The sequence below is a fragment of the Petroclostridium sp. X23 genome, from assembly GCF_030013905.1.
GTDB lineage: Bacteria > Bacillota > Clostridia > SK-Y3 > SK-Y3 > X23.
Window position 1 is genome coordinate 1,983,939 of the sequence record NZ_CP124862.1, and the last position, 24,511, is coordinate 2,008,449.

The 24,511-nt window shown below is 36.2% G+C and carries 18 protein-coding genes; 2 read left to right on the top strand and 16 right to left on the bottom strand.

Annotation, left to right across the window (positions count from 1 at the left end; translation table 11 throughout):
* The first annotated feature begins 294 nt into the window (after nucleotides 1-294).
* Nucleotides 295-1,281 carry a ketol-acid reductoisomerase gene (gene ilvC / locus QKW49_RS09600; RefSeq protein WP_282867329.1) on the top strand — a complete coding sequence of 329 codons (987 nt, stop codon included), beginning with the start codon at nucleotides 295-297 and terminating at the stop codon, nucleotides 1,279-1,281.
* A gap of 92 nt (nucleotides 1,282-1,373) precedes the next feature.
* On the opposite strand, the gene QKW49_RS09605 is transcribed toward ilvC, so the two are convergent.
* The 13 genes from QKW49_RS09605 to QKW49_RS09665 all read right to left on the bottom strand — a co-directional run bounded on the left by QKW49_RS09605 (nucleotide 1,374) and on the right by QKW49_RS09665 (nucleotide 17,264).
* Nucleotides 1,374-2,540 carry a response regulator gene (locus tag QKW49_RS09605; RefSeq protein ID WP_282867330.1) on the bottom strand — a complete coding sequence of 389 codons (1,167 nt, stop codon included), beginning with the start codon at nucleotides 2,538-2,540 and terminating at the stop codon, nucleotides 1,374-1,376.
* A gap of 522 nt (nucleotides 2,541-3,062) precedes the next feature.
* On the bottom strand, nucleotides 3,063-3,770 hold the full coding sequence (locus QKW49_RS09610; RefSeq protein WP_282867331.1) for a sulfite exporter TauE/SafE family protein: 708 nt from the start codon (nucleotides 3,768-3,770) through the stop codon (nucleotides 3,063-3,065).
* A gap of 199 nt (nucleotides 3,771-3,969) precedes the next feature.
* Nucleotides 3,970-4,845, bottom strand: a complete 876-nt coding sequence (locus QKW49_RS09615) for an NAD(P)-dependent oxidoreductase (protein WP_282867332.1) — start codon at nucleotides 4,843-4,845, stop codon at nucleotides 3,970-3,972.
* A 13-nt stretch (nucleotides 4,846-4,858) separates the two neighbouring features.
* Nucleotides 4,859-6,301 (bottom strand): lactate racemase domain-containing protein, encoded by a 1,443-nt coding sequence (locus QKW49_RS09620; RefSeq protein WP_282867333.1) that lies wholly within the window; start codon nucleotides 6,299-6,301, stop codon nucleotides 4,859-4,861.
* A gap of 60 nt (nucleotides 6,302-6,361) precedes the next feature.
* A complete protein-coding gene (locus tag QKW49_RS09625) occupies nucleotides 6,362-7,114 on the bottom strand; it encodes an ABC transporter ATP-binding protein (RefSeq protein ID WP_282867334.1) in 753 nt (250 codons plus the stop codon).
* Nucleotides 7,115-7,131: 17 nt separating this feature from the next.
* Nucleotides 7,132-7,893: an ABC transporter ATP-binding protein gene (locus QKW49_RS09630; RefSeq protein WP_282867335.1), complete on the bottom strand. Its 762-nt coding sequence runs from the start codon at nucleotides 7,891-7,893 to the stop codon at nucleotides 7,132-7,134.
* Nucleotides 7,869-8,684, bottom strand: a complete 816-nt coding sequence (locus QKW49_RS09635) for an ABC transporter permease (protein WP_282867336.1) — start codon at nucleotides 8,682-8,684, stop codon at nucleotides 7,869-7,871. Before QKW49_RS09635 ends, QKW49_RS09630 begins: the two co-directional genes overlap by 25 nt.
* Entirely contained in the window at nucleotides 8,681-9,430 is a 750-nt protein-coding gene (locus tag QKW49_RS09640) for an ABC transporter permease (protein WP_282868102.1), read from the bottom strand. The genes QKW49_RS09635 and QKW49_RS09640 overlap by 4 nt, the downstream gene beginning before the upstream one ends.
* 179 nt (nucleotides 9,431-9,609) lie before the next feature.
* The gene (locus QKW49_RS09645; RefSeq protein WP_282867337.1) at nucleotides 9,610-10,755 is read right to left on the bottom strand and encodes an ABC transporter substrate-binding protein; all 1,146 of its coding nucleotides are present in this window, start codon (nucleotides 10,753-10,755) and stop codon (nucleotides 9,610-9,612) included.
* 697 nt (nucleotides 10,756-11,452) lie between these two features.
* Nucleotides 11,453-13,057 carry a response regulator gene (locus QKW49_RS09650; protein WP_282867338.1) on the bottom strand — a complete coding sequence of 535 codons (1,605 nt, stop codon included), beginning with the start codon at nucleotides 13,055-13,057 and terminating at the stop codon, nucleotides 11,453-11,455.
* Nucleotides 13,035-14,774, bottom strand: a complete 1,740-nt coding sequence (locus tag QKW49_RS09655) for a sensor histidine kinase (RefSeq protein ID WP_282867339.1) — start codon at nucleotides 14,772-14,774, stop codon at nucleotides 13,035-13,037. Before QKW49_RS09655 ends, QKW49_RS09650 begins: the two co-directional genes overlap by 23 nt.
* Nucleotides 14,775-14,817: 43 nt before the next feature.
* Nucleotides 14,818-15,912, bottom strand: coding sequence for an ABC transporter substrate-binding protein (locus QKW49_RS09660; RefSeq protein ID WP_282867340.1), 1,095 nt, complete (start codon nucleotides 15,910-15,912; stop codon nucleotides 14,818-14,820).
* 824 nt (nucleotides 15,913-16,736) lie between these two features.
* Complete coding sequence (locus QKW49_RS09665) at nucleotides 16,737-17,264, bottom strand: methylated-DNA--[protein]-cysteine S-methyltransferase (protein WP_282867341.1); 528 nt, start codon at nucleotides 17,262-17,264, stop codon at nucleotides 16,737-16,739.
* Between the two features lie 542 nt (nucleotides 17,265-17,806).
* On the opposite strand from QKW49_RS09665, the gene QKW49_RS09670 reads away from it, so the two are divergent.
* Nucleotides 17,807-18,526 carry a DUF554 domain-containing protein gene (locus QKW49_RS09670; protein ID WP_282867342.1) on the top strand — a complete coding sequence of 240 codons (720 nt, stop codon included), beginning with the start codon at nucleotides 17,807-17,809 and terminating at the stop codon, nucleotides 18,524-18,526.
* 683 nt (nucleotides 18,527-19,209) lie between these two features.
* Here the strand turns inward: QKW49_RS09670 and QKW49_RS09675 are convergent.
* From QKW49_RS09675 to helD, 3 genes are read right to left on the bottom strand one after another with little or no spacing between them, the layout of a single operon-like run.
* Nucleotides 19,210-20,490: an MFS transporter gene (locus QKW49_RS09675; protein WP_282867343.1), complete on the bottom strand. Its 1,281-nt coding sequence runs from the start codon at nucleotides 20,488-20,490 to the stop codon at nucleotides 19,210-19,212.
* A 28-nt stretch (nucleotides 20,491-20,518) separates the two neighbouring features.
* Nucleotides 20,519-22,177 (bottom strand): ribonuclease J, encoded by a 1,659-nt coding sequence (locus tag QKW49_RS09680; RefSeq protein ID WP_282867344.1) that lies wholly within the window; start codon nucleotides 22,175-22,177, stop codon nucleotides 20,519-20,521.
* Between the two features lie 22 nt (nucleotides 22,178-22,199).
* A complete protein-coding gene (gene helD / locus QKW49_RS09685; RefSeq protein WP_282867345.1) occupies nucleotides 22,200-24,509 on the bottom strand; it encodes an RNA polymerase recycling motor HelD in 2,310 nt (769 codons plus the stop codon).
* Between the last annotated feature and the right edge of the window lie 2 nt (nucleotides 24,510-24,511).

Genomic DNA, 24,511 nt, shown 5'->3' on the forward strand with positions numbered 1-24,511 from the left:
AGATTTTTCAAACCATAAATCCAAAACATAGCGTCGATATAAATTGCTCAGATAGGCACTAGTACATCTCCCTTTGTGGACAACCTTCTTCCCTTTCCATTACTACTCCGTTTTATCATACTGCCAATTGTAGATATTTTTTAAAATTTATATACTTTCTTGTCTCCAATCTCTTTTACAAAAGGAATTTTATAAATTTATAAAAACCATTGATTTTGCATTTGGAGTGTGCTATTATTAATTAAACATATCAGATATCTGATATCTGATAATAAAAAAAGAGGGGGAACTATTATGGCAAAAATTTATTATGATGGAGATGCAAATCTTGATTTTTTAATCGAAAAAACAATAGCGATTATTGGTTATGGAAATCAGGGACGCGCCCAAGCCTTGAATATGAGAGATTCAGGGATTAAAAATATAATTGTGGGCAGCAGAAAGGATTCTTCCTATAATCAGGCAAACGAGGATGGATTCCCTGTTTATTCCATTTCCGAAGCCTGCAAGAAGGCCGACGTTATTTTCATGCTGCTCCCTGATGAGGTGGCTCCTGAGATTTTCAAAGAGCAGATTGAGCCCAATTTGGAAAAAGGTAACATCATCAATTTTTCTTCCGGTTATAATATTACATTCAAAAAAATCACCCCGCCTGATTTTGTGGATGTTGTAATGGCAGCCCCACGTATGATTGGCAAAGGCGTACGCGAGCTTTATGAGAGCGGCGAGGGCTTCCCGGCCTTTATTGCCATAAATCAGGACGCTTCCGGCATGGCTTTTGAATATGCAAAAGCGCTCTGCAAGGCAATCGGTTCTACAAAAAAAGGTGCAATCGAGGTGACTTTTGACGACGAAACCTGCCTTGATTTGATGGCGGAACAGGGCATATGGCCCATTATTTACAATGTATTTACTGAAGCGTTTAAGTTACAGGTTGAGATGGGCCATCCGGAAGAGGCGGTTTTAATGGAAATGTACCTGTCTAAGGAGCCTGCCTTCATGATGGAAAAGGCTGCTGATGTTGGTTTCTTCCGTCAGCTTCCTTATCACTCTCATACCAGCCAGTACGGTCAATTGGTCGGCTTCAATGCGCTTGACACCACCATCATTCGCCAATTCTTAAAGAATAGATACGACAGAATTAAATCCGGCATATTCGCTGATGAATGGGATAAAGAGCAAAATGCCAATAGCTTGGCAACCTTGGAAAAGTTGGAGGAATCTGCTTTGAACAGTGAATTTACAAAAGCAGAGGACCGCCTAAAAGAGAGATTGAAATGAGCTTCCAAAACAGACTTTATCAGTGATTTCGGACGATGGTGTTGATTCTGTCCTTATTGGAATCAACACCATCGTCCCCATTTTTCTTTAGTTCACATCGCCTCTAAAATTTTATTCTGCAGATCTAACTCATTAAGACCTAGAAACAGGGGAATCTCCTGATTCAATCTTCCATGTGCCGGCCGATTTGACATCTTCGCTGCATAATATTCTGCAATATGTATAACACATAACAATTCTTTATTTATGACTCTTTCGTCAAGTGGACAATGGTGATAAAGTGCTGATTCTACGATAGCATACGGCATGTTCCACCACTCCAGGAGATATGCCCCCACAACTGCATGAGTGACTCCGAAGATTTCATTTTCCATATCTTCCAGAGATTTATCTTCTTGTCCTGCGGCAACAATCATTTGAAGGTATTGCTCCCGGTAGCATTTCAAATAAAAGACTGTACCGATATTCATTAACAATCCCGCAGTTGTTGCCATGTCAGGCAGCTTCTTTTTCATTATACGGTAAATAATATGTACCAACTTGCTGCTTGCAAAAGCTTGCTCCCATAGCGGTTGGAACACTTGAAATAAAGTACCTTCTGCATGAAACAGGTCGAAGACAGAAGTTGATAAAATCAAATCGCGGATATTCCTCAGCCCCAGATAAGTCACAGCTTGTCTGATAGAGCCCGTTCTTGCGCCATAATATGCAGAATTGGCAATACGTAATATTTTTGCCGCTATCGATTGGTCAGATTCAATGGCTATTGCAATTTGATTCATATCCCTATCATCATCAATTAAATTCAGAATTCTTTGATAGCTTACTTTAATAGTGGGAAGTTCCTGAGTATTAATAATCAGCGGAAGCAGTCCTGATTTTTTTAACCGATTATTTACTTCAATAACTTGATTCACAAGCTGCAACAGCTTTTCAATTACAAAAGGTTTATATATAAATGTCTTTGCAATATTCTGCTGTAGAATATTTGCAATCTGTTTTTCATCTACCACGGTTCCTGATGCGATTCTAATGATATCAGGAAAATTTTCTTTTATGGAAGATAATAGCTTGACACCTTTTGAAAGAGTCATATTTACATCTGCCACAACGAGATCGATTTTTCCGTTTTGCATTAACGTCCATGCTTCTTGTTCATCACTCGTTGTATGGACCTGATATCCATTGTCTGAAAACAATTGAATCAATCCATCGGTAAATTGATAATTCTGCATGATTAAAAGGATTTTGCCGCTCACGTGTATTCCTCCTTAGTTGTGACTTTCTATTAGAAAGCTGCCCAATGAGTCTATATATAAATTTTAATTATATTTATCCGATGACTAACCTTCAGCGGGGGGTAAAAAAAACCCCGCTGAAGCTAAGAACTCTGTTTATAATCAAATTGTAAATCCATTATATTAGATTCTACTTCTTTTGTGAATAGATTTAAACCATAAAATCATCTCAGCAGTATAGTTTTAGGAATAGCGTAACTAATGCTTACTACTTGACCTATTATCATGGCTAATTTTCTACATAAGTCATCTCAAATTGTGAAAATGTAAAAAAAATTAACAATTGATTTTATCATTAATAATACTATACCCCATAATCTATTTATTGCAAATAGTTTATGGGGTATCAAAAATAATTATAATAATCTATTTTTCTCATTAGTATGAAATAAATAGTATTCTACCGCCTCAACATGTGTTTTGATAGAAATTGATATGTGTTTCACAATCAAAATCCTAATCTAATAGAAAATTATAAAACATTTACTGAATTACCATTTTTATGCCCATTATAAACATTCCAATGTATACACTTTTTCGAATTAAAACGAAATTTATTTTTTTAAAAGATAAATATCCAAAATACGATGCAACAACAGCAGCTAGTAATGCAATTCCTATATAGCCAATATTATATTTGTTGATATTTCCATATATTAAATGTAATATGATATTATATAAACCGGAAACTCCGAATATAAAATCTAAATTAGTTTTAAATTTCTCCTTTTTGTCCGTTGTATTCATAAAATAATGTATCATTATCGGGCCTCCCATTGCGAACATTCCACCTAATAACCCTCCAAATATACAATAGAAAAAATCCCAAAACGTATTTTTCACAACATTTTTTTGAATAAAGGGTAGAAAAACCAGCAAAAGTAACAATCCTCCAAGCAATTTCGAAAAATACTTTAATGATATATCTGTAATTAAAAGTACGCCTATGGTCGTTGAAAGAAAATAAACTGTGAATTGAAATAAGACTTCTTTTATGTCAAAATGCTTTCTCAATAAAAAAAGTGTTTCAAAACTTATAAAACAACCGCATACAACAGAAATTAAAGCTGCCAGCTTTATTGGTAAAAACATTGGTAGTACAGACATAATGATAAGTGCGTTACCAAATCCGGTCGCTGAGTGAACATAACTTGCTAAAAAGCACGTTATTATAATTGCTATATATTCCATATCGTATTCCATCCATGTCTTTTTAGTTAGTGTTTCTGTTTACAGGCAGAGCCTTTCCATTCTCACCTTCATAGAAGGTGGTTTAAATATAATCCACTTAGGCAATGACATAACGATACGCCAAAAAAGGCTCAGCCTTTTTGGCGCATCGTTACTATATTCTTTACATAGGCAACATTTACCCATAGTTTTCATAATTCTAATGCTCGTATATTTCTTTAAATAATTTGGCTAATGCGCTTGTATCTTCATCTCCGTGCCGTCTTTTAGCGTTTAAATTATACATTTGCACATACTCGGCTATCAATGGCGTTATGCCATTACTTTTAGCCATGTCGATACCTAATTGCGCATCCTTGCACAATAATGCCACTGTAAATGTTGGATCTTGGTACCGGTCATCAACAATTCTTTTCCCAACCTCACAGAACAACCCATTAACAGTTGCCGCTCCACTGTTCGCCACTGATTCATAGAATGTTTTCTTATCAATTCCAACCTTTTCCGCCAAAACCATCACTTCCGATGAAATTGCATTTATTGTAGAAAACATCAGTTGATTTAGAAGTTTCAAAGCATTTCCTGAGCCGGTTTCCCCTACATTCACTACAGCCTTTGCAACTGTTCTTAGTATAGGAGTCACTTTTTCAATGGCATCCCCATTACCGCCTGCCGGCATAAGCCAATTTCCCACAGCCGCAGGCCTTCCAAGGATTGGTGCATCCACGTATTGAGCACCTTTGGTTTCAACCATTTCTTTTGCTTGTTTAGACGTTTCAGGTGCTACCGTACTGGTATCCACTACAATATGTTCTTCCGTTAAAGCCCCGCACAGCCCATCTTCTCCTCCAACTACTGTCAGTACTACTTGCGGCGTAGGCAATGACATTATTATAATCTTTGTCTCTTGGGCGATTTCAAAAGGTGTTTCCAGCAACGTTGCTCCTTTGTTTTTAATATATTCTTTTGCATAACTGGATTTATCAGTAGCAACAACATCATATCCATTTTCAATTAGCTTATCAAGTATACACTTTCCCATCGTACCTATGCCTACTACACCAATTTTACTCATAGAATCTATTCTCCTATTTTTTATTTTCTTGATTTTTCATCATCAAATGAACTGCTGCTGTTTTGAATGTTCTAGGCAATGCAAGGATATTGGGATTTTCTCCAACGTATCTTTTCGCATCCTTTAGTGCTTCTTCAAAAGTTGCTCTTGTTTTCATACCCATTCCTCTTGCATAACCCGGTTCCTGTGCTCCTACAATATATATAGCGGAGCAATGCTTCTCTGCGATATGTCCGCAAGAGATCATTGAAAAAGCATGGTACGGATGATAGCCAAAGTTGTATCGATATTTGTCAATATATTCTTTGTTCATTGATAAGTATTCTCCATACCTTTCTACATCGGGTAATACGTTATTATAATCCTTCTGGAATAATTCATAAACCTCCCTATAGGATGGAAACTCTTCATCATGGAAATATCCATTACAGACAGATGAACATATAATTACACAATTATCGCTTAATATTCTCTTGTGTCTTATAATCTGAGCTGAAATAGCTTGTAACATCAGTAATGGATTTGTTCCGTGTCCATTTCCATAGTGGAATGCCTGTGGCATACCAAAAACCACTATATCATATTTCTTGTCAGCCCACGGAATATAGGTTCTTTTATCTGCTACTCCCCATGATAAAGGTTGAATCTCTTGTGCATATCCTGTAAATACAGCAATCTGTCTCTGACATGTATCCAGCACAGCATCACAAGTAAAGAACTTCTTCCCCATGCACTTTTCCATATGCTGCCCTATAGCATCAAACTTTTTACGCATTAAGCTATGATTGTTTACCGGAGTAAAATCATCCCGATGCATAACATGTGGTATATGGTGTGCCCCTATACATCTCCAGTGGGTAATTCCTGTTGAACAATGCTTATATCCGCCGGAATATCCGCCATACGGATTACCCAAAGTATGCCCGATCAGTACTGCTAAATCAGACTCAAATACTTCCTTATTCATGATAACATGACTACCACATTCATCTGTTCCTAAATCTACCAGATTATCCCAATCTTCACTGTCATGATTTACAATCTGGTTACTCCACCAGAATTCATTGAATACTTTTTCACCAAGTAAAGATTTGATTTCGTCTTTAGTATTTTTCCTATGAAGGCCATTACTGCAAATTAGCTTGATATCCTTCTTTTCTACTCCGGCTTTCAAACATTCTTCTATTATAATAGGAATAGATGTTTTTCTATGAGAAGTTTCTTGAAAACCACCTTTTACTTTATCAGGGAAAACGATAGTTACCTTTGAGCCTTTTCTTACCTGTTCAGCAATAGGAGGTAATCCTATTGGGTTTAATATGGATTTTCTAGTTTCTTCTTCGATATTCTGTAATAGTGGTGGATCGGCTACTGTTTCTCCTGGCACAAAAACATCTGTATTATCCGGAAGATTTGCTTCCATTAGTCCATTGCCATATTCAAAATTCAGTTTCATGATATCTCCTCCAATGTTATTATTGTGGTGTTATTTATATAGTTCTAACTTTTTATGATGCTACCACCATTTGATTTGATCGGTGACGTACTTTCTTATGTCTATGAAATTGGGATCTGTGACATCCCGGGGTCTTGGCAAGTCTACAACCACTTCCTCTTTTATTGTTGTAGGCTTATTGGAGAGTATAAGAATTCTTTCAGCCAGATAGACTGCTTCTTCAATATTATGCGTAATGAATACAACTGTGCTTCCCAATTCTTTCCACAAACGAATTACTTCGTCCTCAAGATAGAATCTAAGCTTGACATCCATTTGGCCGTAAGGTTCATCCATTAATAATAAGTCGGGATTCATCGCAAAACTTCTGCCGATAATGATTCTTTGCTCGGTACTTACAGACAGTTGATGAGGATAAGCATTCCTGAATTCGTCCAATCCCAATAAATTTATAATTTTTTCTACTCTTTCATCTATAATTTTTTTCTCTACTTTCTTGATTTCAAGACCATATCTAAGATTTTTTTCAACCGTCAACCATGGTATCGCTGAAGGTTCCTGGAATACAAAAGACAAATTGTGCTTGCGTGGATCTGCCGATTCCCCTTCAATAAACAGATCACCTTTTGTCGGCGAATAAATCCTGGTCAATAGGTTTAAAAATGTTGTTTTCCCACATCCCGTAGGTCCAACAACACAAATGAATTCTCCTTTTTTAATATTAAACGAAATGTTATCTAACACATGCAATTTGCCAAAATACTTTGATAAACCTTTTACTTCTACATGATTTTCATGTTTGCTTGCATTCATCGTTTTCCCTCCTAATCTTATAACGCCAGATCCGTGTTTTCAGATATTTCTCTTCTAATACTTAGGAATTCTGGGTCAATCGTATTACGAGGTCTTGGCAAGTCTATATTGTAAATTTTCTTAATTGTAGCAGGCCGATTGCTCAAAAGCACGATTCGGTCTCCTAAGTAAATCGCTTCCTCAATATTGTTTGTAACAAAAACGATTGTCCTTTTTTCGTGCTGCCATATCCTCTGTATTTCCTCTTGCATTACAATTCGTGTTTGCGCATCTAATTGTCCGAAAGGTTCATCCATTAACAGGATTTCAGGATCATTCGAGTACGCACGTGCAATGCCCACTCTTTGCTTCATGCCGCCGGACAGTTCATTAGGGTATGATTTTTCAAAACCGTTTAACCCAACAAGATCAATATATTTTTGTGATATTTCACGGCGCTTGGCTTTTTTTACACCCTCCATTTGTAATCCGAACTCAACATTCGCCATTACGGTTTTCCAAGGCATAAGCGCCAGCTTTTGGAACACCATACTGATGCGCTTATCACTTCCCGTATATTTTTTCTCATCCAGATACTTGCTTCCTTCAACAGGCTGCTCCAAACCGCCTATTATATTTAACAATACACTTTTCCCGCATTGGCCGGGGCCTAACAGTACTAAAAACTCGTTATCATAGATATCCAGAGAAATGTCTTTCACTGCGTCAAATATACTATCGTTGACAATATAACTTTGCGATATATTCTTTAAACTTAGCTTGATCTTTTTCTTGTCCATGGACATAGCACTCCTTCCATTATCTGAGTAAGGATAGCAAGTATTGCTCCAACTATACCTATACAAATCATAGATAAGAGCACCAATGATTCGTCGCTAGACTCCATGCCCCTCACAATCAGAAAACCAACTCCGGCTCTTGCTCCTAACATTTCTGCTGCCAATACAACCATCCACCCCGCACTTGCTGAGGTTTTAATACCGGCAAATATTGCGTCCAAGGCAGAAGGAATTGCTATTTGGAATAATTTTTGCTTATTATTTGCGTTAAATATCGTACCTACATTTAAATATATTTTACTTACATTGCTGATACCTGCTTGTGTATTTACAACTACAGGCATTAACGCTCCAATAAAAACCAAAAGAATTTTAGGTCCTTCACCGGTTCCAAACCAGATGGTGATCAGCGGTATCCATGCAAGCGGCGGTACAGCTCTAAAAGCCGTAAAAAGCGGATTAATGACCGCATTGCACTTTTTACTCCACCCAAGCACTACACCTAATGTAATCCCGATGATCCAAGACAATAAAAGTGCAATAAAGACTCTTTGTAAACTAACAAGGATATGACCTAACAGGCTTAGATTTTTTATTGGTCTTTCGAGCAGTTTTATAAATCTTTCCCATGTCTCAGCCGGTGACGGAAAACCGGCGGTATCCCCTTTTGACACCAATACCCATATCGTTATCAATAACAGTATTGATAAAACCGGTAATACTGAATAGATTCTATTCATCTGTATCTCTCTTTTTTCGGATTTACTTAAAACAATAGTTTCATTCGTCATAACTGTTTCCACCCCAGCACTTTATGTTCAATTCTATTTAAAATAGCTGTAAATAATGTTCCAATCACCCCAATGAGAACAATTCCTAAAATAATAATGTCGGGCCGTGCAAACTGTCTTCCCATTAATATCATATAACCAAGTCCCGCAGATGCTGCCAGCATTTCAGCAGCTACCAAAGTTGCCCATGCATTTCCTAACGCTACTTTTAATCCCGCAAAAGTCATTGTCATAGCTGACGGTATTCCTATTTTCCAAAAAATAGTATTGTTTGATGCGCCGAAAGTTTTTGAAACGTTGATTAATACCGGGCTCGTCTGCTTAATCCCTGTATAAGAATTTATGACACATGGTACAAATGCTGAGAAAAAAACGATGAAAGCTTTTGCGTTCAATCCTATTCCTAACCAAACAATCGTTAATGGTATCCAAGAAACAGGAGGAATAGGACGGATGATTTCAAATATCGGCCTCATAAACCTGTCTATCGCTTTATACCATCCCATCACCAAGCCTAAGGGAATACCTACTACAATTGCTAATAAAAAACCTGTTAATGAAACTTTTAGACTTGCTAAAATATTCACACCCAATACAGCGCCATCGGGTTTAGGATCTGCTAACTTAACAATAAATAAATTGAATATATTAAGCGGTGTCGTAACATATTTGCTGGATACCAAACCTATCATTACTGCAATTTGCCAAATAAGAATAAAACCTAAGACTCCGATAATAGAAAGCATCGTCAGTGTATATTGCTCTTTTTTCCTTTTTTTCTTTGCCAATACAATTCGTTCATGATCATTAACGTTATGATTTAATCCATTTGCAATTTGCAACCTTTTAACCTTCCTTTCAGTTATGAATTTAATATTTTCCTATGCGGCGATTTGCTGCATAGGAAAATATGCAAATGATTTTATTATTTAAGCATCGCTTTCACTTCAGTGGCTATGGAAGGGTCCACTAGTTTCTGGCTTAATATTTTAACTCTGTCTTCAGGCTTAAACTTACCTTGCTCAATAAAGAAATCCATCGTAACCAACAGGTCAATTTCTGCTTGAAGCAATTCTCTATCCGTATATAAGCCTTTCGGATCTTTACTTGTTTCTGTCATCAATTTAATGGATTCATCAAGGCCAGGGCATTTAAAGTAGTCGATAATTCCTTCCGCAATTTTTCTATCAACAGCGATTCCTTCATCTTCTGCTGATTCTAAGTAATACTTAATAGCCTTTTCTTTGTTTTCTTCATTCTCATTGATCCACTCTACAGTTTTATAAAATACAGCAAATGATTTTTTTAATAACTCTCTCTTATTTTCTAGTGCATCTTTAGTAGCTACCGTACCGCTGCTATTTACGATGTCCAATGTCCCGGCATCCGCCACTCTCACAAACCCTTCATCTTCAGCTCTAAAAGCAAAGGCATTCCACACAGCAAGTCCGTCACCCTCACCGCCTATAAAGGCATTAAGCGCACTTGATACATCCATGTTTATTGATTTTATATCGGAATCATCCAACCCTAATTTTCCTAGCATTGTTGATAAAGTAAAATGGGCTGTTGTTCCTACCGGGTATAACCATGTCGTTCCTTTCCAGTTTTCCGGATTATCCGGATCTTTCGCGATAGGACTATCTGCTCTTACAAAAAGTCCTTGATTTGTTTCATAATCGCTTATTCCAATCATCGGTGTATCATATCCTATTTGTCCGACTAATACTCCTGCCGAACCCGCACCTGCGACATCCCAGTCTGCATTGGCTTCCATCATTCCCGGTCCATTTGTGAATGTTTCATATTTTATATCAATATTTAGTTCATCAAAGAAACCTTCATTATCTGCAATATAGAATGGGATTGAAAGCGCTGAACCGGCAAAATAACCAACACGCAATTCTTGCCGGCTACTAAATGGCTCAATTCCAAAAGTAGTGTCTTTTGCGGACACGGGAGCTACCGATTCGTTCTTATCAGATAAATTGCTCTGACTTGAACTGCAACCGGCAAATAATGACACCCCTAACACAAGAACCATGAACATACTTAACAAACGTCTTTTCATATTATCCTCCTTTTCTAATGAGAACGCCTCTTATTTATGAATTCATGTTTTACATCATCTTTGGAATATAGATAATCAAATTCAGCATTAGAGATATTATCGTGTGCAAGCGATCTTATAGAGAGTTTTAGAGCTTGTCTGCCAAGGGAAGAATCAGCATCTTTAACCGTTTGAGCGAAGCGGGTTTTGAAGCATTCTTTGGAGCATTCCCCAGCAAAGGAGAAGAGTGCCCCCTGACCTTAACACGAGCAGTACAAGCTCTTAAACTTTTAATACCGGCTGCCGAAACACTATCATATTCTCAGTTTTGAATTTGGTTGCCTATAAGTGGAATTCATAGAGACGTTCATATTCATAGTCGATTCTGTTTATAAACGATTCGGCTATGTGATGTTGTTATTAACTAATACAAGAATAACATAGCGTGTTTTTCCGAACAATGTCACTATATTATGAAAGTGTGCTATTTTCTAACAAATGAAAAAAGGAGACAATATTGCGTTCATTGTCCCTTTTAGAACCGTCATATTTTTTAATAATGTGTATAAAATATTATACTTTGAATAGTATTTTTTGGTTAAATAAACGAAACATTACTACCTAAGATAGATTATGATATGATTATTAAAAAAATGTATTTGCTTTAGAAACAAATACATTTTTAAGAGATTTTATCAAATTTTACTTTCCTGATCATTCATTTTACTTCACTCGGCGTGCGTCCGGTAATATTTTTAAATATCTTACAAAAATATCTATAATTATCATATCCCACCAACTTAGCAGCTTCATAAGTTTTTATATTTTCATTCTTCAGAAGTTCTACAGCATGTTTTACTCTGACGTCAGCCAAATATTGAACAAAATTTATCCCTGTTTCTTCCTTAAACAATTTACTGAAATAGTTCTTGCTAATATGCACATATGAAGAAATACTATCCAAGGTAATATCTTGTGCATAATTTTCGGATATATAATTAATTGCTTTGTTGATGGTATGGGAGTATTGGGCAGCTTCTTTCTCCTGAATACGTTCAAATATCTCTTGAATAATCATCTTGAGAGCATCGAATACTTCGTCAAATGTTTTAAGTTTTTTTTCAAATATATTGCTATATTTATCAACTAATTTTTTGTCTAAGCTTATCTCATCTCTAAAAATTCTGAGAAACTCAACAATGATTTCAATGGCCAATTCATTGATAGCCTCCCTTGCTAAATTTCGTTCTTCCTTCATCTTACAGAATAATCCTTCCAATTGCTTCAATGTTTCTTCATATTTTTTTGATTTTGCTAACTCATATACTTTCTTAATTTCTATTGAAAATAGTTCTTTTAAATCACTATGATCATCATGAATATCCCCATACTTTATTATTTGACCTCTTCCAAGTATAAACTTTTGACTTTTAGCTTTTTCTGCTTGTTTAACTGCTTGCTTACAATTACAAAAATGATTAAACAATTTGCTAATACCTATCGTTGTAGATATACCAACATAATTTTTTATTGTGTTTTTTATTTTTTTCGCAAAATTTAATATTTCTGTATCCATATTCATTTGGCTATACGTATGAATATTGTATAAAACAACGACTTCTTTTGTTTCAAGCATGATAGCAGCACCGTTATTATATTGATTTATCACATCATTAATTGCATTAATGATGGAAGTATATTGTAACTGTAAAGCATCATAGGGATACTTATTTTTTAGCGTTTCATGCTCGTCTATTTCTATCATCATGCAAATAATCTTTTTATCGCTAAGTTTTGTGTTGTATTTTTCCAAATCTGCCTCTATATTATGATCTTGCCTGACCTCAGTATTGATTAAGCTCATTAAATACTTTTCTCTCATAATCTTCTGGCTTCTTTGTGCTTCATCTTTTAGGCGGTTATATTCTATGTTTTTACTTTCTTCCAATGCTATCTTTTCTTTTACATCATTCAAAATATTTAGAATATCCTCCGGAGACATGGTTGGTTTAAATAGATAATCAACAGCTCCATCTTTCATCGCTTCTCTTACATAATCGTATTCATTCAAACAACTTAATACAATAATTTTTGTATCCGGTGCTTGATTCATGACTTTTTTTATTAACTGCAACCCATCAAGTACCGGCATTTTTATATCCGTTAATATAATTTCAGGTTTTAATTTTTCAAACAAGTCAAGAGCTTCTCTACCGTTCGAAGCTTCTCCAACCACCATAAAACTATTAGACTCCCAATCGATACAAGATTTCACACCAATTCTAACCATCGATTCATCGTCAACAATCATTACTTTGTACATTTTTATTCACCATTCCTTCTTCATCAATAAACATCGGTAAATAAAACTCTACTTTGGTTCCCTTTTCTATATGACTGGTAATTATTAGTTTCGAATCCTCACCGAAATTCCGGATCAATCTTTCATTCACATTTTCTATTCCTAAGCCGCTAAAACTTCTATTTTTATCCACATCTATTTTTTCATCCATTCCTACTCCATTGTCAACTACTTGAAATCTAATCATGTCTTCCACTTTAGAAATAATAATCTTTATTGTCCCTGAACCGTCTTTAGGCTCAATACCATGGAAAATAGCGTTTTCAATGATTGGCTGCAAAACAAATTTTATGATTTTATATTTCAATAGGTTTTCATCAATATCATATTCCACTTCAAACTTGTCGTTGTATCTTATTTTTTGCAAGTATATATAATTCTGAGCGTGTTCTAATTCTTGCTCAATTGAAATGAATTTGCCAACTCTTTTACCGCTTAGTTCAAGTAGTTTTATCAAAGAAACGATCATCTTACTGATATTGTCCGCCTTTTGTATTACAGCCATCCATCGTATGGTATTCAATGTATTATATAAAAAATGGGGATTAATCTGAGCTTGTAATGCTTTTAATTCAGCTTCTCTTTTCTTGTCTTCTTCTTGGTAAACCTTTGCGATCAAATTATTGATTTTATCCAACATATTATTAAACCCTCGTGCCAGTTCACCAATCTCATCTTTATAGCCACTATTTGCACGTACTGATAGATTTCCTCCTGCAACAAGCTTTGTAACAGCAGCAATCTCTAGTAAAGGTTTCACTAAATAATCAATTGCCACAGTCAAAATTATCAGCATAAAAATTGTTATGGCCAATCCGATCCCAACAGTCCTATTCGCCAAATGAACAACAGGTTGACTGACTTCGTTATTTTCTATACTGATCGCGATAGGCCATCCCGTAGAATTTACAATGGAATAAGTAACAATATTCTCTACTCCATCCGACGATGTGTAATAATCTACTCCCGTTCCTCCTTTTATCATTTTATTTACAACAGATACTAAGGATTTGCTTTGACTTTGAAGCAAATTTTCTTTAAATATTTTTTCTTTATCAGGATGAATCATTATCAATCCATCCTGATTAATCATGTAAGGAAAACCTGTTTTTCCGAATTTTTCAGCCATGACGATTTGCGTTAGATAGGTCATTTTTACAGTTCCTATAATTGCTCCTATCACTTGCTCTCTTGAATTTCGTATTGGTGCAGCAACTTCTATGACCGGTATCCCTGTGGCTTTTGATATAACCGGATCTGAAACAACTGTTCTGCCTTGCATCACAGCGTGAAAATAATCTCTTTCCGAAATACTGGCATCAAACCCTGTTGTTCCTTTGTATTGCCCCCTCACATCAGAGACCATAAACATTTCATAATCATCATAAATATCTTTTCTTTCTAAGATATATTCCTTTAATTTTTCAATATCTCTCTGTTGCGCTTCATCTGTCTTGCTCAGTATTTCAATTTCAGACTTCCATTTTAGGAGTTTGCCTTCAATCAACGTTACCATTTTCTCAACTTTTATCTGGCTTAATTTCTCAATATCTTCTCTAATGATTTTTTTTGAATTTAAGTAAACAGTAAAAGAAATTATTGAGGACCCAAATACCATAATGACCAATACGATTAAAAGTATCTTGGACTTCAAACCGCTAAATTTGAATTGAAGCATAAATTATCTCCTATTTTAGTAATAACCGTATTCTAACTATTTTTTATCTTTTACTTTGGACAACATCTTTTAGAAATCTATCTGTAACATAACTTTGATTAACAAATCGATCTCTGTCCGCTTTTTCAATTCTCCCTTGCTGAACAAAGTAATCTGCCAATTCTATCATAGCTTGCTTAAAATCATTAAAGTTTTCCAGTTGCTCTTCCGCGGTAGATAATGGCCTTAGACTAAATTCCTTTTTCAATCCATTCTCACTTATTTCCATCCCGTGTTCTTCATAAAACTCTCTAAGCAAATCCGCACTTCCATCAGGATCTTCTTTCATTACCTGAATCCCTTCAAAATACAACTCCAGCCATTTTGAAACTAAATCGGGCTTTTCTTGTACAGCTTTCTTACTAGCCACTAATACGCCAGGTATAGTAACTCCTGCCTTTTTCCCTGAAGCTATTTCTATCCATCCATTTTCTTCCGCAATATAACTATATGGAGCCCACAATTGAACAATATCTCCTTCACCTTCCTCAAATGCTTTTAATGCATCTTCTTGCTCAAGATGGATCGTATTAACGTCTTTTTCGGTGAGTCCTAAAGTTCTTAAAGTTGCAATGACAGCATAGTGTCCGGTAGATGCACTGGTAGTAATGATTGTTTTGCCTTTGAATAGCTCTGGTGATCCATAGATCTCCGGGTATTTAGGGTTATATCCTTTTACACTTAGAATATCACTATTCGGACGAACCCATAGACTGTTAGTTTGTGATTCATCGTTTGAAATACCAATAATATGCAATCCATATCTCATTGATGCCAACAGGGCACCAGTACCTCCTTCATCACCCACCTCCCAAATATCGGAAAGCAAATCTTCATTTTGTGTCAAACCTGATGGATAATGTTTTAATACCAGGTCTATCCCTTCTTTTTCATACCATCCATTCTTTATGCCCATATACTGCGGTAATGCGTGCAGATAAGGTTGATAACTAGAAACCAACGTTCTGGTTTTAGGTCGATTTGTAGCAGTCACCTCTGAGGTATTATTACGATTGGTTCCTATCGCTGTACTTAATTTGCTAAAGCCAAAAATCAGAATTAATACAACGACCCCTAGCAATGAATACCATTTTTTCATCTGGTCTAATCCTCCTTGCATCATGTAGTTGTAATCAAATTATCACTTTTAACTAGATTAATCATGTTCTAGCAATACGAAAGATGTGAGTAATTTTTGACTCAAACCACAAATGAGCTTTATTGTAATCTCTCTTTGCGATGGACTATATCTAACCAAATTAAAATTGCAAATATTATAGTGTTCCGGTAACCGGTATTCCGAGCCTAAAAGCTTGTACTGCTCGTGTTTAAGGTCAGGGGACATACCTCTCCTTTGTCGAGGGATGTCCCCAAAAAATGCTTCAAAACCCGCTTCGCTCAAACAGTTGAAGCCGCTGACCCTCCACTTCGCATACATGCTCTAAGACTTTTGATAAGGTCACCTTCGCACTATCATATTTTCAACTCTGGAATTGATTACTACATTACTATATTATACAGAATCTTATTGTTAAATTGAGGAAATTCTGATTGTTATCCGTTTTTATCATCCTTCTTTCAAAAAGACACGATAATAACTAGTTGACCTTATTTTAAGTAGTCATACTTTTGCTAGGATAATTAGCATCATTGAATTTATTGATGCAGACAATTTTAAAATCGTCATTTATTATAAATTGTTTAGAAAAACATCTAAATTTTTATACATTATAACATATAAATATTAAATATTAAAGATATTCTATAAATTGATACAATAAACTCAAATTATAGTTATTGTATTGTGTTGTCATATTAAAAATCAAATGCTATAAAATATAGCTCGTCATAGCTTTAAAACTATAACGAGCCACTTTTTAAATTCCTGATATTAAAGAGCTCTTATTTATTTTCTATGTTTTTTTACTTTGACGGCATGTGAAATTTGCTCATATCCATACCTTCCAATTGCAGCAGATGTACCTTTATGTCAAGTCCACCGCCATACCCCGTAAGGTTCCCCTTTGCCCCGACAACACGATGACATGGAATAAGTATGGAAATGGGATTACTTCCGACAGCACCTCCCACCGCCTGCGCGGACATTTTTGTTTTGCCTTTTTGCAATGCTATCTTCTTGGCAATATCACCATATGTTATCACCTTTCCATACGGTATTTCACAAAGTATCTTCCAAACAGATTGACGAAATTCAGTCCCTTCAGTTTTTACAGGAGGCATAAAATCCGGTCCTTTTCCATCAAAATAACAGTCAAGCCATTTCCGAGTTTTTTCAAAAACAGATAAATCATCTGCATTAACCTCTATTATTTCGACGTTTTCACCGTATCTCATATTCTTTATCCAAAGCCCTGTGATATTTTCCCCATCACTTGAAACCGTGAGCATACCGATAGGGGAATGATGTTTATAAATGTATTCCGTTTTCATTATTCCTACCTCTTATCCTTTCCCTATTTATATATATTTTATCGCATTTATATATAAATTCAACATGAATATTAGACTAATAGTCCAATTATTTAATTCAACTTATATAGGTCCTTATCAATTATAACAACACATTATGAAGATCCTAACCCAATTCCAACATATTGATGAGCTTATCAATATGACCAGCAAACTCCTTAGCATAAATATCCACAGCAGCCAAATCACTTAATTTTTCATAACCACACGCTTCACAAAGTCATGCACGTAGATCTGCTGCCTGCCTTAATATCTCCATCCCTAAAATCCTTTTCAAAATTTCGGCATAGCACATTATATGTTCTTAATATTATGGTTCAGCATTCAATTTTGGGAACTTTAATCGTTCCATAAAATTTAGTACTATAGTGATCTTCTGATAATGAAAATATAAGTTAACGGTTGAATAGCTTGCTTATTTTTGATAAGATAGTTCTCGTTATAATATTAGATAAGCGATTTTTGGAAATATACGCTTTAGAGGATGAAAGGAGAGGGCAAAAATGCCTATAGGAATTATATTAAATAGCCTGGCAGTGTTTTTTGGAGGTCTTCTTGGGGCGTTTCTAGGAAATAAGATTCCGGAGCGAATACGTACAGCACTGCCTTTAACCTTTGGTGCTGCGGCAATGGCCATGGGAGTGATCTATATTGGGAAAGTAAATACATTGTCTGCAGTGGTACTCTCATTAATCCTTGGCAGTGTTATCGGCGAGCTAATAAAATTGGAAGAAAGAATTGAATGGTGTGCCCACCGTATACGGAAACCCATTGAGCGGTTGTTTCCCACTAAGGGAAACATAGACAATCAAGATGAGTTTATGGAAAAGTTTGTTGCAATAGTGGTCATATTTTGTGTTAGTGGAACAGGCATATTTGGAGCGCTAACAGAAGGAATAACCGGTGATCATTCGATATTGGTTACCAAGGCACTGCTGGACTTATTCACAGCCGGGATTTTTGCAGCTGCCCTTGGATATATTGTTATGACTATTTGTATACCCCAATTTATCATAATGATATGTTTGTTCTTCAGTGCTTCATTTATACTGCCCATGATTACATCGGAGATGATTGCCGACTTTATGGCTTTAGGGGGCATCATCATGCTGGCGACAGGTTTTCGTATCAGCGGGATTAAGGCTTTCCCTATCGGGAACATGTTGCCTGCAGTATTGATTGTGATGCCCGTATCCTATCTTTGGACTGCTTTCATCGTATAAACAAAGGCTCTGAAGGATGTAAATCATTCAAAGCCTAACCTTAATATTCTGAAAATATATAATCATTAACATACAAACATTTTTGTGATGAATAATTTTTATAAACATAAATTCTTTTGGTCTTTTGGCAACTATATGGTACGGAACCAAAAAGCGATAGAACGGTATGCGAATTTGCTTGCTATTGCCTTTGCTTTTATGCCGATATTACCGTTTTTTCACTCACGGTTCCATGACTATAAATTCCAAAGTCCCCAAGTAGTGAAACACGCTGTTGCCGACCAACTAACGCAGGAATTAATTTTTGAGAGTTTCGTCAAACGACTCGAAAATCACAAAATTTATTCTACTGTTAAAAATGCTGTTAACACCTTCCTTGGTTTAGAGGAGGTTGCTTAATAAACTTGTAAACTGCTGTATTATAAAATAACACCTTATATTTAATCTAAAATATCATCCGCAATATGATACTTCGGATCTTGTATTATATTAACTTCGACAATCTGTTTTGAGTTATTGATCAGTTGATAAGAAAGCAACTCAATCTTCGTATTTTCTAATAATCTTTTGTTTAAAAATGCTGTCATGTATCGTCTCCTTTTACTTAATATATAACACCAATGTATATTAACATAATATTGTATGCTAGTCTAGTTTTTTTAACTGCAAATATTAAATACATCCTACTTTTTCTTTGGGGCAGGTGAAACCATTGCGGCTATCGCACCCAACACGGGGAAAATCATCATTATCATAATAATTCCGGTATATCCCCCAAACACGTCAAAGGCAATACCGAAAGGCAATGGTCCAAAAGCCGACCCAATAATAATAGAAGACATGGAAAATCCCCGGATACTTCCTAAATACTTTCTTCCAAAATAGCTTGCCCATACTACATTATTGGTTACACCCTGAAGGCCTGATACTACGCCCATTAATATTCCAAAAAGCACTGCCATCTGTGATGACTGCCCATATACTAACACTAACAGACTTATCAGGTGAATAACAAATACAGATACCTCAACAAAATGAACGTGTATGCGGTCGAGCATATATCCTGCAAAAAAAGTTGCAGGAAATCCTATAATAGCTACTATACTTAATATTAGTGCTGAAAGCGTATGGGACAATCCTTTTTCACCTAATATGGAGATGAAATGAAAAGTAATTCCTGTATTAATCATGGAAGGAACCATCTGGCAAAACATCATGAACCAGAATGCCCTTGTTTTCATCGCCTCTTGAAGTGTCCATGATATTTCCTTATGTTTTTTCACTTCACTTCTTTCAGTATCTACTGCTGTATCTTTATTGTCGGGTTTTTTAATTCTGTTATCCGGTAATAATCCGATATTTTCAGGCCTGCTATGAATAAAGAAAAAAGATATGGGTACAAATACAAGCCATAAAAGTACAGCCCAAAACCTCCATGCCACACTCCATCCCCAAGTATCAATGATATAGGTATTAAGCGGTGGCAGTACGGCAGAACTGGTAACAGATCCTAACGCCATAAGGCTTAGTGCCAATCCTCTCTTTTTGACAAACCACTGTGGTACCAGTGTAGAAGACAGAAGTGTCATTGACCCTTGTCCGAATAACCTCAGCATAAAGAATCCGATAAATAACATAACCGGATTTATGACAAAACTGCTCCACATACAAGCAATCCCTAGCAAGGATGCTATCACAACCCCCATGTATTTATGCCCATACTTATCTATAAATCTTCCTACTATAAATAATAATGATCCGGCTATCAATGTAGCAGTCGAATATATACTAGAAACAAGCGAACGGCTCCATCCAAAATCCTTAATATAAGAATCAATAAAAACCGAGATGGAATAGGTCTGCCCCGGTCCTGAAAAAAACATTGTAATTGCTGCGGCCGCAACAATCACCCAACCATAATAAAATCTTTTCGTTGGTACAAAAGTTAATTTATCTAAATACATCAGTTCTTTCCCCTATTTTCATTTTTGTTTATATCTCTACAACAATTGGCAGTATCATCGGACTTCTTTTTATATTACTGTACAGATATTCCTTTAGCACATTCTTTACAATAAACTTCATGGTTCCCCAGTCTTTACCTTCATACTGTGAAAGGGCGTCATACGCAATCTTTCGCATTTGCTCAATTAATTGTTCAGATTCTCTTACATAGACAAACCCTCTGGAGATAATATCAGGTTCGGCGATCAAAGTTCCACCTTCCTTTTCAATGGTTACCACAACAATGACCAGGCCATCCTGTGATAAAAGTTTCCTGTCCCGCAGTACGATCGTTCCCACATCTCCTACACCAAGACCGTCTATGAGAATCTTTCCTGAAGGCACACTGCCTGTGATCTTTGCACTGGCTTCATCCAACTCCAATACTTTCCCGATACCCATAACAAAAGTATTCTCCTCCGTTAGCCCTGCCTTCTGTGCAAGTAGTGCATGCTGTTTTAAGTGCCTGTATTCCCCGTGCACCGGCATGAAGAATTTGGGTTTTACCAAACTTTGCATTAACATTAATTCTTCCTGGCAAGCATGACCTGATACATGGATATCTGCAAGCGCCTTATAGATGACATTCGCGCCTTTTTCAAACAACTGGTTAATTACCCTTGAAACTGTTTTTTCATTTCCAGGGATGGGCGTTGCTGATATTACTACCAAGTCACCCGGCATAATTTCTACCTGCCTGTGGGTTGACGCTGCCATCCTGGTTAAAGCAGACATGGTTTCTCCCTGACTGCCTGTTGTAATAATCATCAACTTCTCAGGCCGATATCCGCCGAGTTCATTAGTATCAATGATAGTTCCTTCGGGTGCGTTTAGGTATCCCAATTTCAGTGCTACATTTACTACATTGACCATACTTCTCCCAATGATGGCTACTTTTCTTTCATATTTCACTGCCCCATCTATAACCTGCTGTACCCTATGAATATTGGATGCAAAAGTAGCAACGATGATCCGGCTTTCGGCTCCTGCAAATATCTTATCAAAGGCTTTGCCTACCGTCTTTTCAGACATGGTATATCCTTCACGCTCTACATTGGTACTATCAGACATCAAGAGCAATACCCCTTGTCTACCCAATACGGCAAACCGTGCCAGATCAATGGGATCTCCTTGAATAGGGGTATAGTCTATTTTAAAGTCTGATGTATGCACGACAATACCCACAGGAGTGTGTATTGCCAATGCTACCGCGTCCGCTATGCTATGACAAGAATTAATAAATTCAACATTAAATACTCCTAGTTGAATGGTTTGCCCTTGTTCAACCGTTTGCAGTGTAGTATCAGAACGCATGCCGTGTTCTTCCAGTTTATTTTCCAGTAGTCCAAGTGTAAGTTTTGTACCAAACACCGGCACATTGATCTCTTTTAAAACATAAGGAAGCGCACCAATATGGTCTTCATGTCCATGGGTTAAAATGATTCCTTTTATTTTATCCTTCTTATTCTTCAAATAGGTGACATCCGGAATCACCAAATCAATCCCCATCATTTCATCTTCCGGAAAGGCAATTCCGCAGTCCACTACAATGATATCTTCATCGTATTCAAATACCGTTATATTCTTACCTACCTCGCCCAGACCGCCAAGCGGTATTATTTTTAGTTTCTTTTTTCTGTTTGCCATTACAATTATAATCCTCCAAATTTCATTTTTCTTTTTTAGGTTCTATTTTCCCAAGAACAGGAATGGTATCCTGCTTACAAAAAACATACATTCTATGCAGCGCTCTTGTCATTGCAACATACAACAGTTTTAAATCCAATTCATCTTCGGTATAGGTGTCTTCGATATTTACGATGATCACCGCATCAAATTCAAGCCCTTTTGCCAGATAAGACGGTACCACCACTACATCATGCTCATAACTGTTTTCTTTTCCGTCTAGGAGTTTTACTTCCAACGCTTTGTTTTTGTTCAAGTACTTTTGAATACTGATGCATTCTTTCAGTGTTTTCCCGATAACTGCTATAGAGCGATATCCTTCACTCTTCAATTCTTTTATTTTCCCCAATACTCCGTCTATAATTTCATTTCTCGAATCCAACTGAAAAACTTCCGGCTTTTTTCCATGACGAACTACCGGCTTTGCCAAGATTAAGCCTTCAATCTGACACATTTTAATAAGTTCATTGGCCATGTCCATAATCTGGACAGTCGTTCTATAACTTTGCTCCAGTGTCAAATACTGACTCTTTTGTGGGTCGAATATTTTTGTTAAGACAAAGTCCCAATTTTTAATACCTCTATACGCATGTATGCCCTGTGATAAATCACCCAGTATAGTAAATAATTGAGTATTTACTATCTCTTTTAATGCATAAAACTGAAAATGGCTGAAATCCTGCGCTTCATCAATGACCACATATTTAATATCAATCTTCTTCTCAAAACCAAAGATTCTATGCTTCAAATAGGCTAATGCTGCCAAGTCTTCCAGCTCCATATGCTTTTTGCTTAGAATATTTTCTGAGTATTTGCATATATACCCTATAAACTCAGCACTTAATTTCCCATTACTATATTCTGTGAGGCTTTCTTCCTTTGTAATAAGGTTTCTGTAATAGTCAAACAAATCCCTTTTCGGAAACTTTGCAATATATTTTGCTATAACCGTCCTTGCACTTTTCTTTATGACTTCAAGAGCATGGTCTCTTGTATCTATCAACTTTACAATTCTCTTGCGTCTTTCTTCGGTTTCCGGCTCATTGTCTCTTAAATATTCTATCTGCTTATCATAATACTGTTCGATCTCTTCTAATATTTTAGGCTTGTTGGCTTTCACACGATTGGTTAAATTTTTCTTGATTTCATCAATTCTTTTATATAAGGGCAGATAACCATAGTCCTTAATAAACAGCCTTTTGATTTCGTTTGCACTAATGAGCGTATATCCTTCTAAGGAAAAATCTTCATCTGGAACAAAACTTCTCTCAACATCTCGAATATATCTTTCAATGATATTTTTAAAGGTCATTGACCCCTTAAATGCTGCTGCTTTTTTCAAAAGCCGATGGCGACCATCAGTCTCTCCATCGTGACTATGATTAATAATGGATACTAATTTTTCATCGGCATTGGTTAGTTTATACTTACCGCCTATTAGTTCAAAAATATAATCAATGTAAGTAGTCTGCTTTACTTTGTCTACTCCCAATTCCGGTAACACTTCGGAGATATAGTTTAGAAACAGCCTATTAGGAGCAATAATCATAAAGTTTTCCGGGTCAAAGTTTTCTTCGTAAGTATATATCAAATAAGCAATACGGTGCAGGGCGATTGTCGTCTTACCACTTCCGGCAACTCCCTGGACAATTAACGGTTTATCAATATCTGCCCTAATAATGGCATTTTGTTCTGCCTGAATAGTAGATACAATATCCTTTAACCGATTGTCCTTATTCCCTTCTAGGGATGCCTGCAAAAAAGCATCGGTGGCAGTTATATCAATGTCCATGATATTTTCCAATTCACCGTTTTCTATGGTATACTGCCTTTTAAGAGACAATTCACCTTTTACTGTTCCGGCATTGGTTTGGTAGGACACCTCCCCCAACCGTCCATCGTAATACACACTGGCAAGAGGAGACCGCCAGTCCACAATCATTGGAATATCCCACTCTGCTCTGGATAAGGACATTTTCCCAATGTAGAAGTTGTCTGTTTTCGAATGTCCTTCCTGCTTAAAGTCAATACGGGCAAAATATGGTTTCTTTCTTGATTTCACAAGACTATCAAAATTCTTTTCCAATTCATCTAAAAGTTTTGCGTTTACAAGAATACTGACATAACTTTGACTGCTGTCTAAATAGTCTAAATTAACAAAAGCATCTTTTATTTCTTCTTTATGTGTTTTTCTGTTTTCTTCTGTTGCGGTAATCGCATCTTCTATATATTTTATGGTTTCATCAAGCCTTTTTACCTCTTGTTGATAGGCCGGATGCTCTCTTAACGGCATGG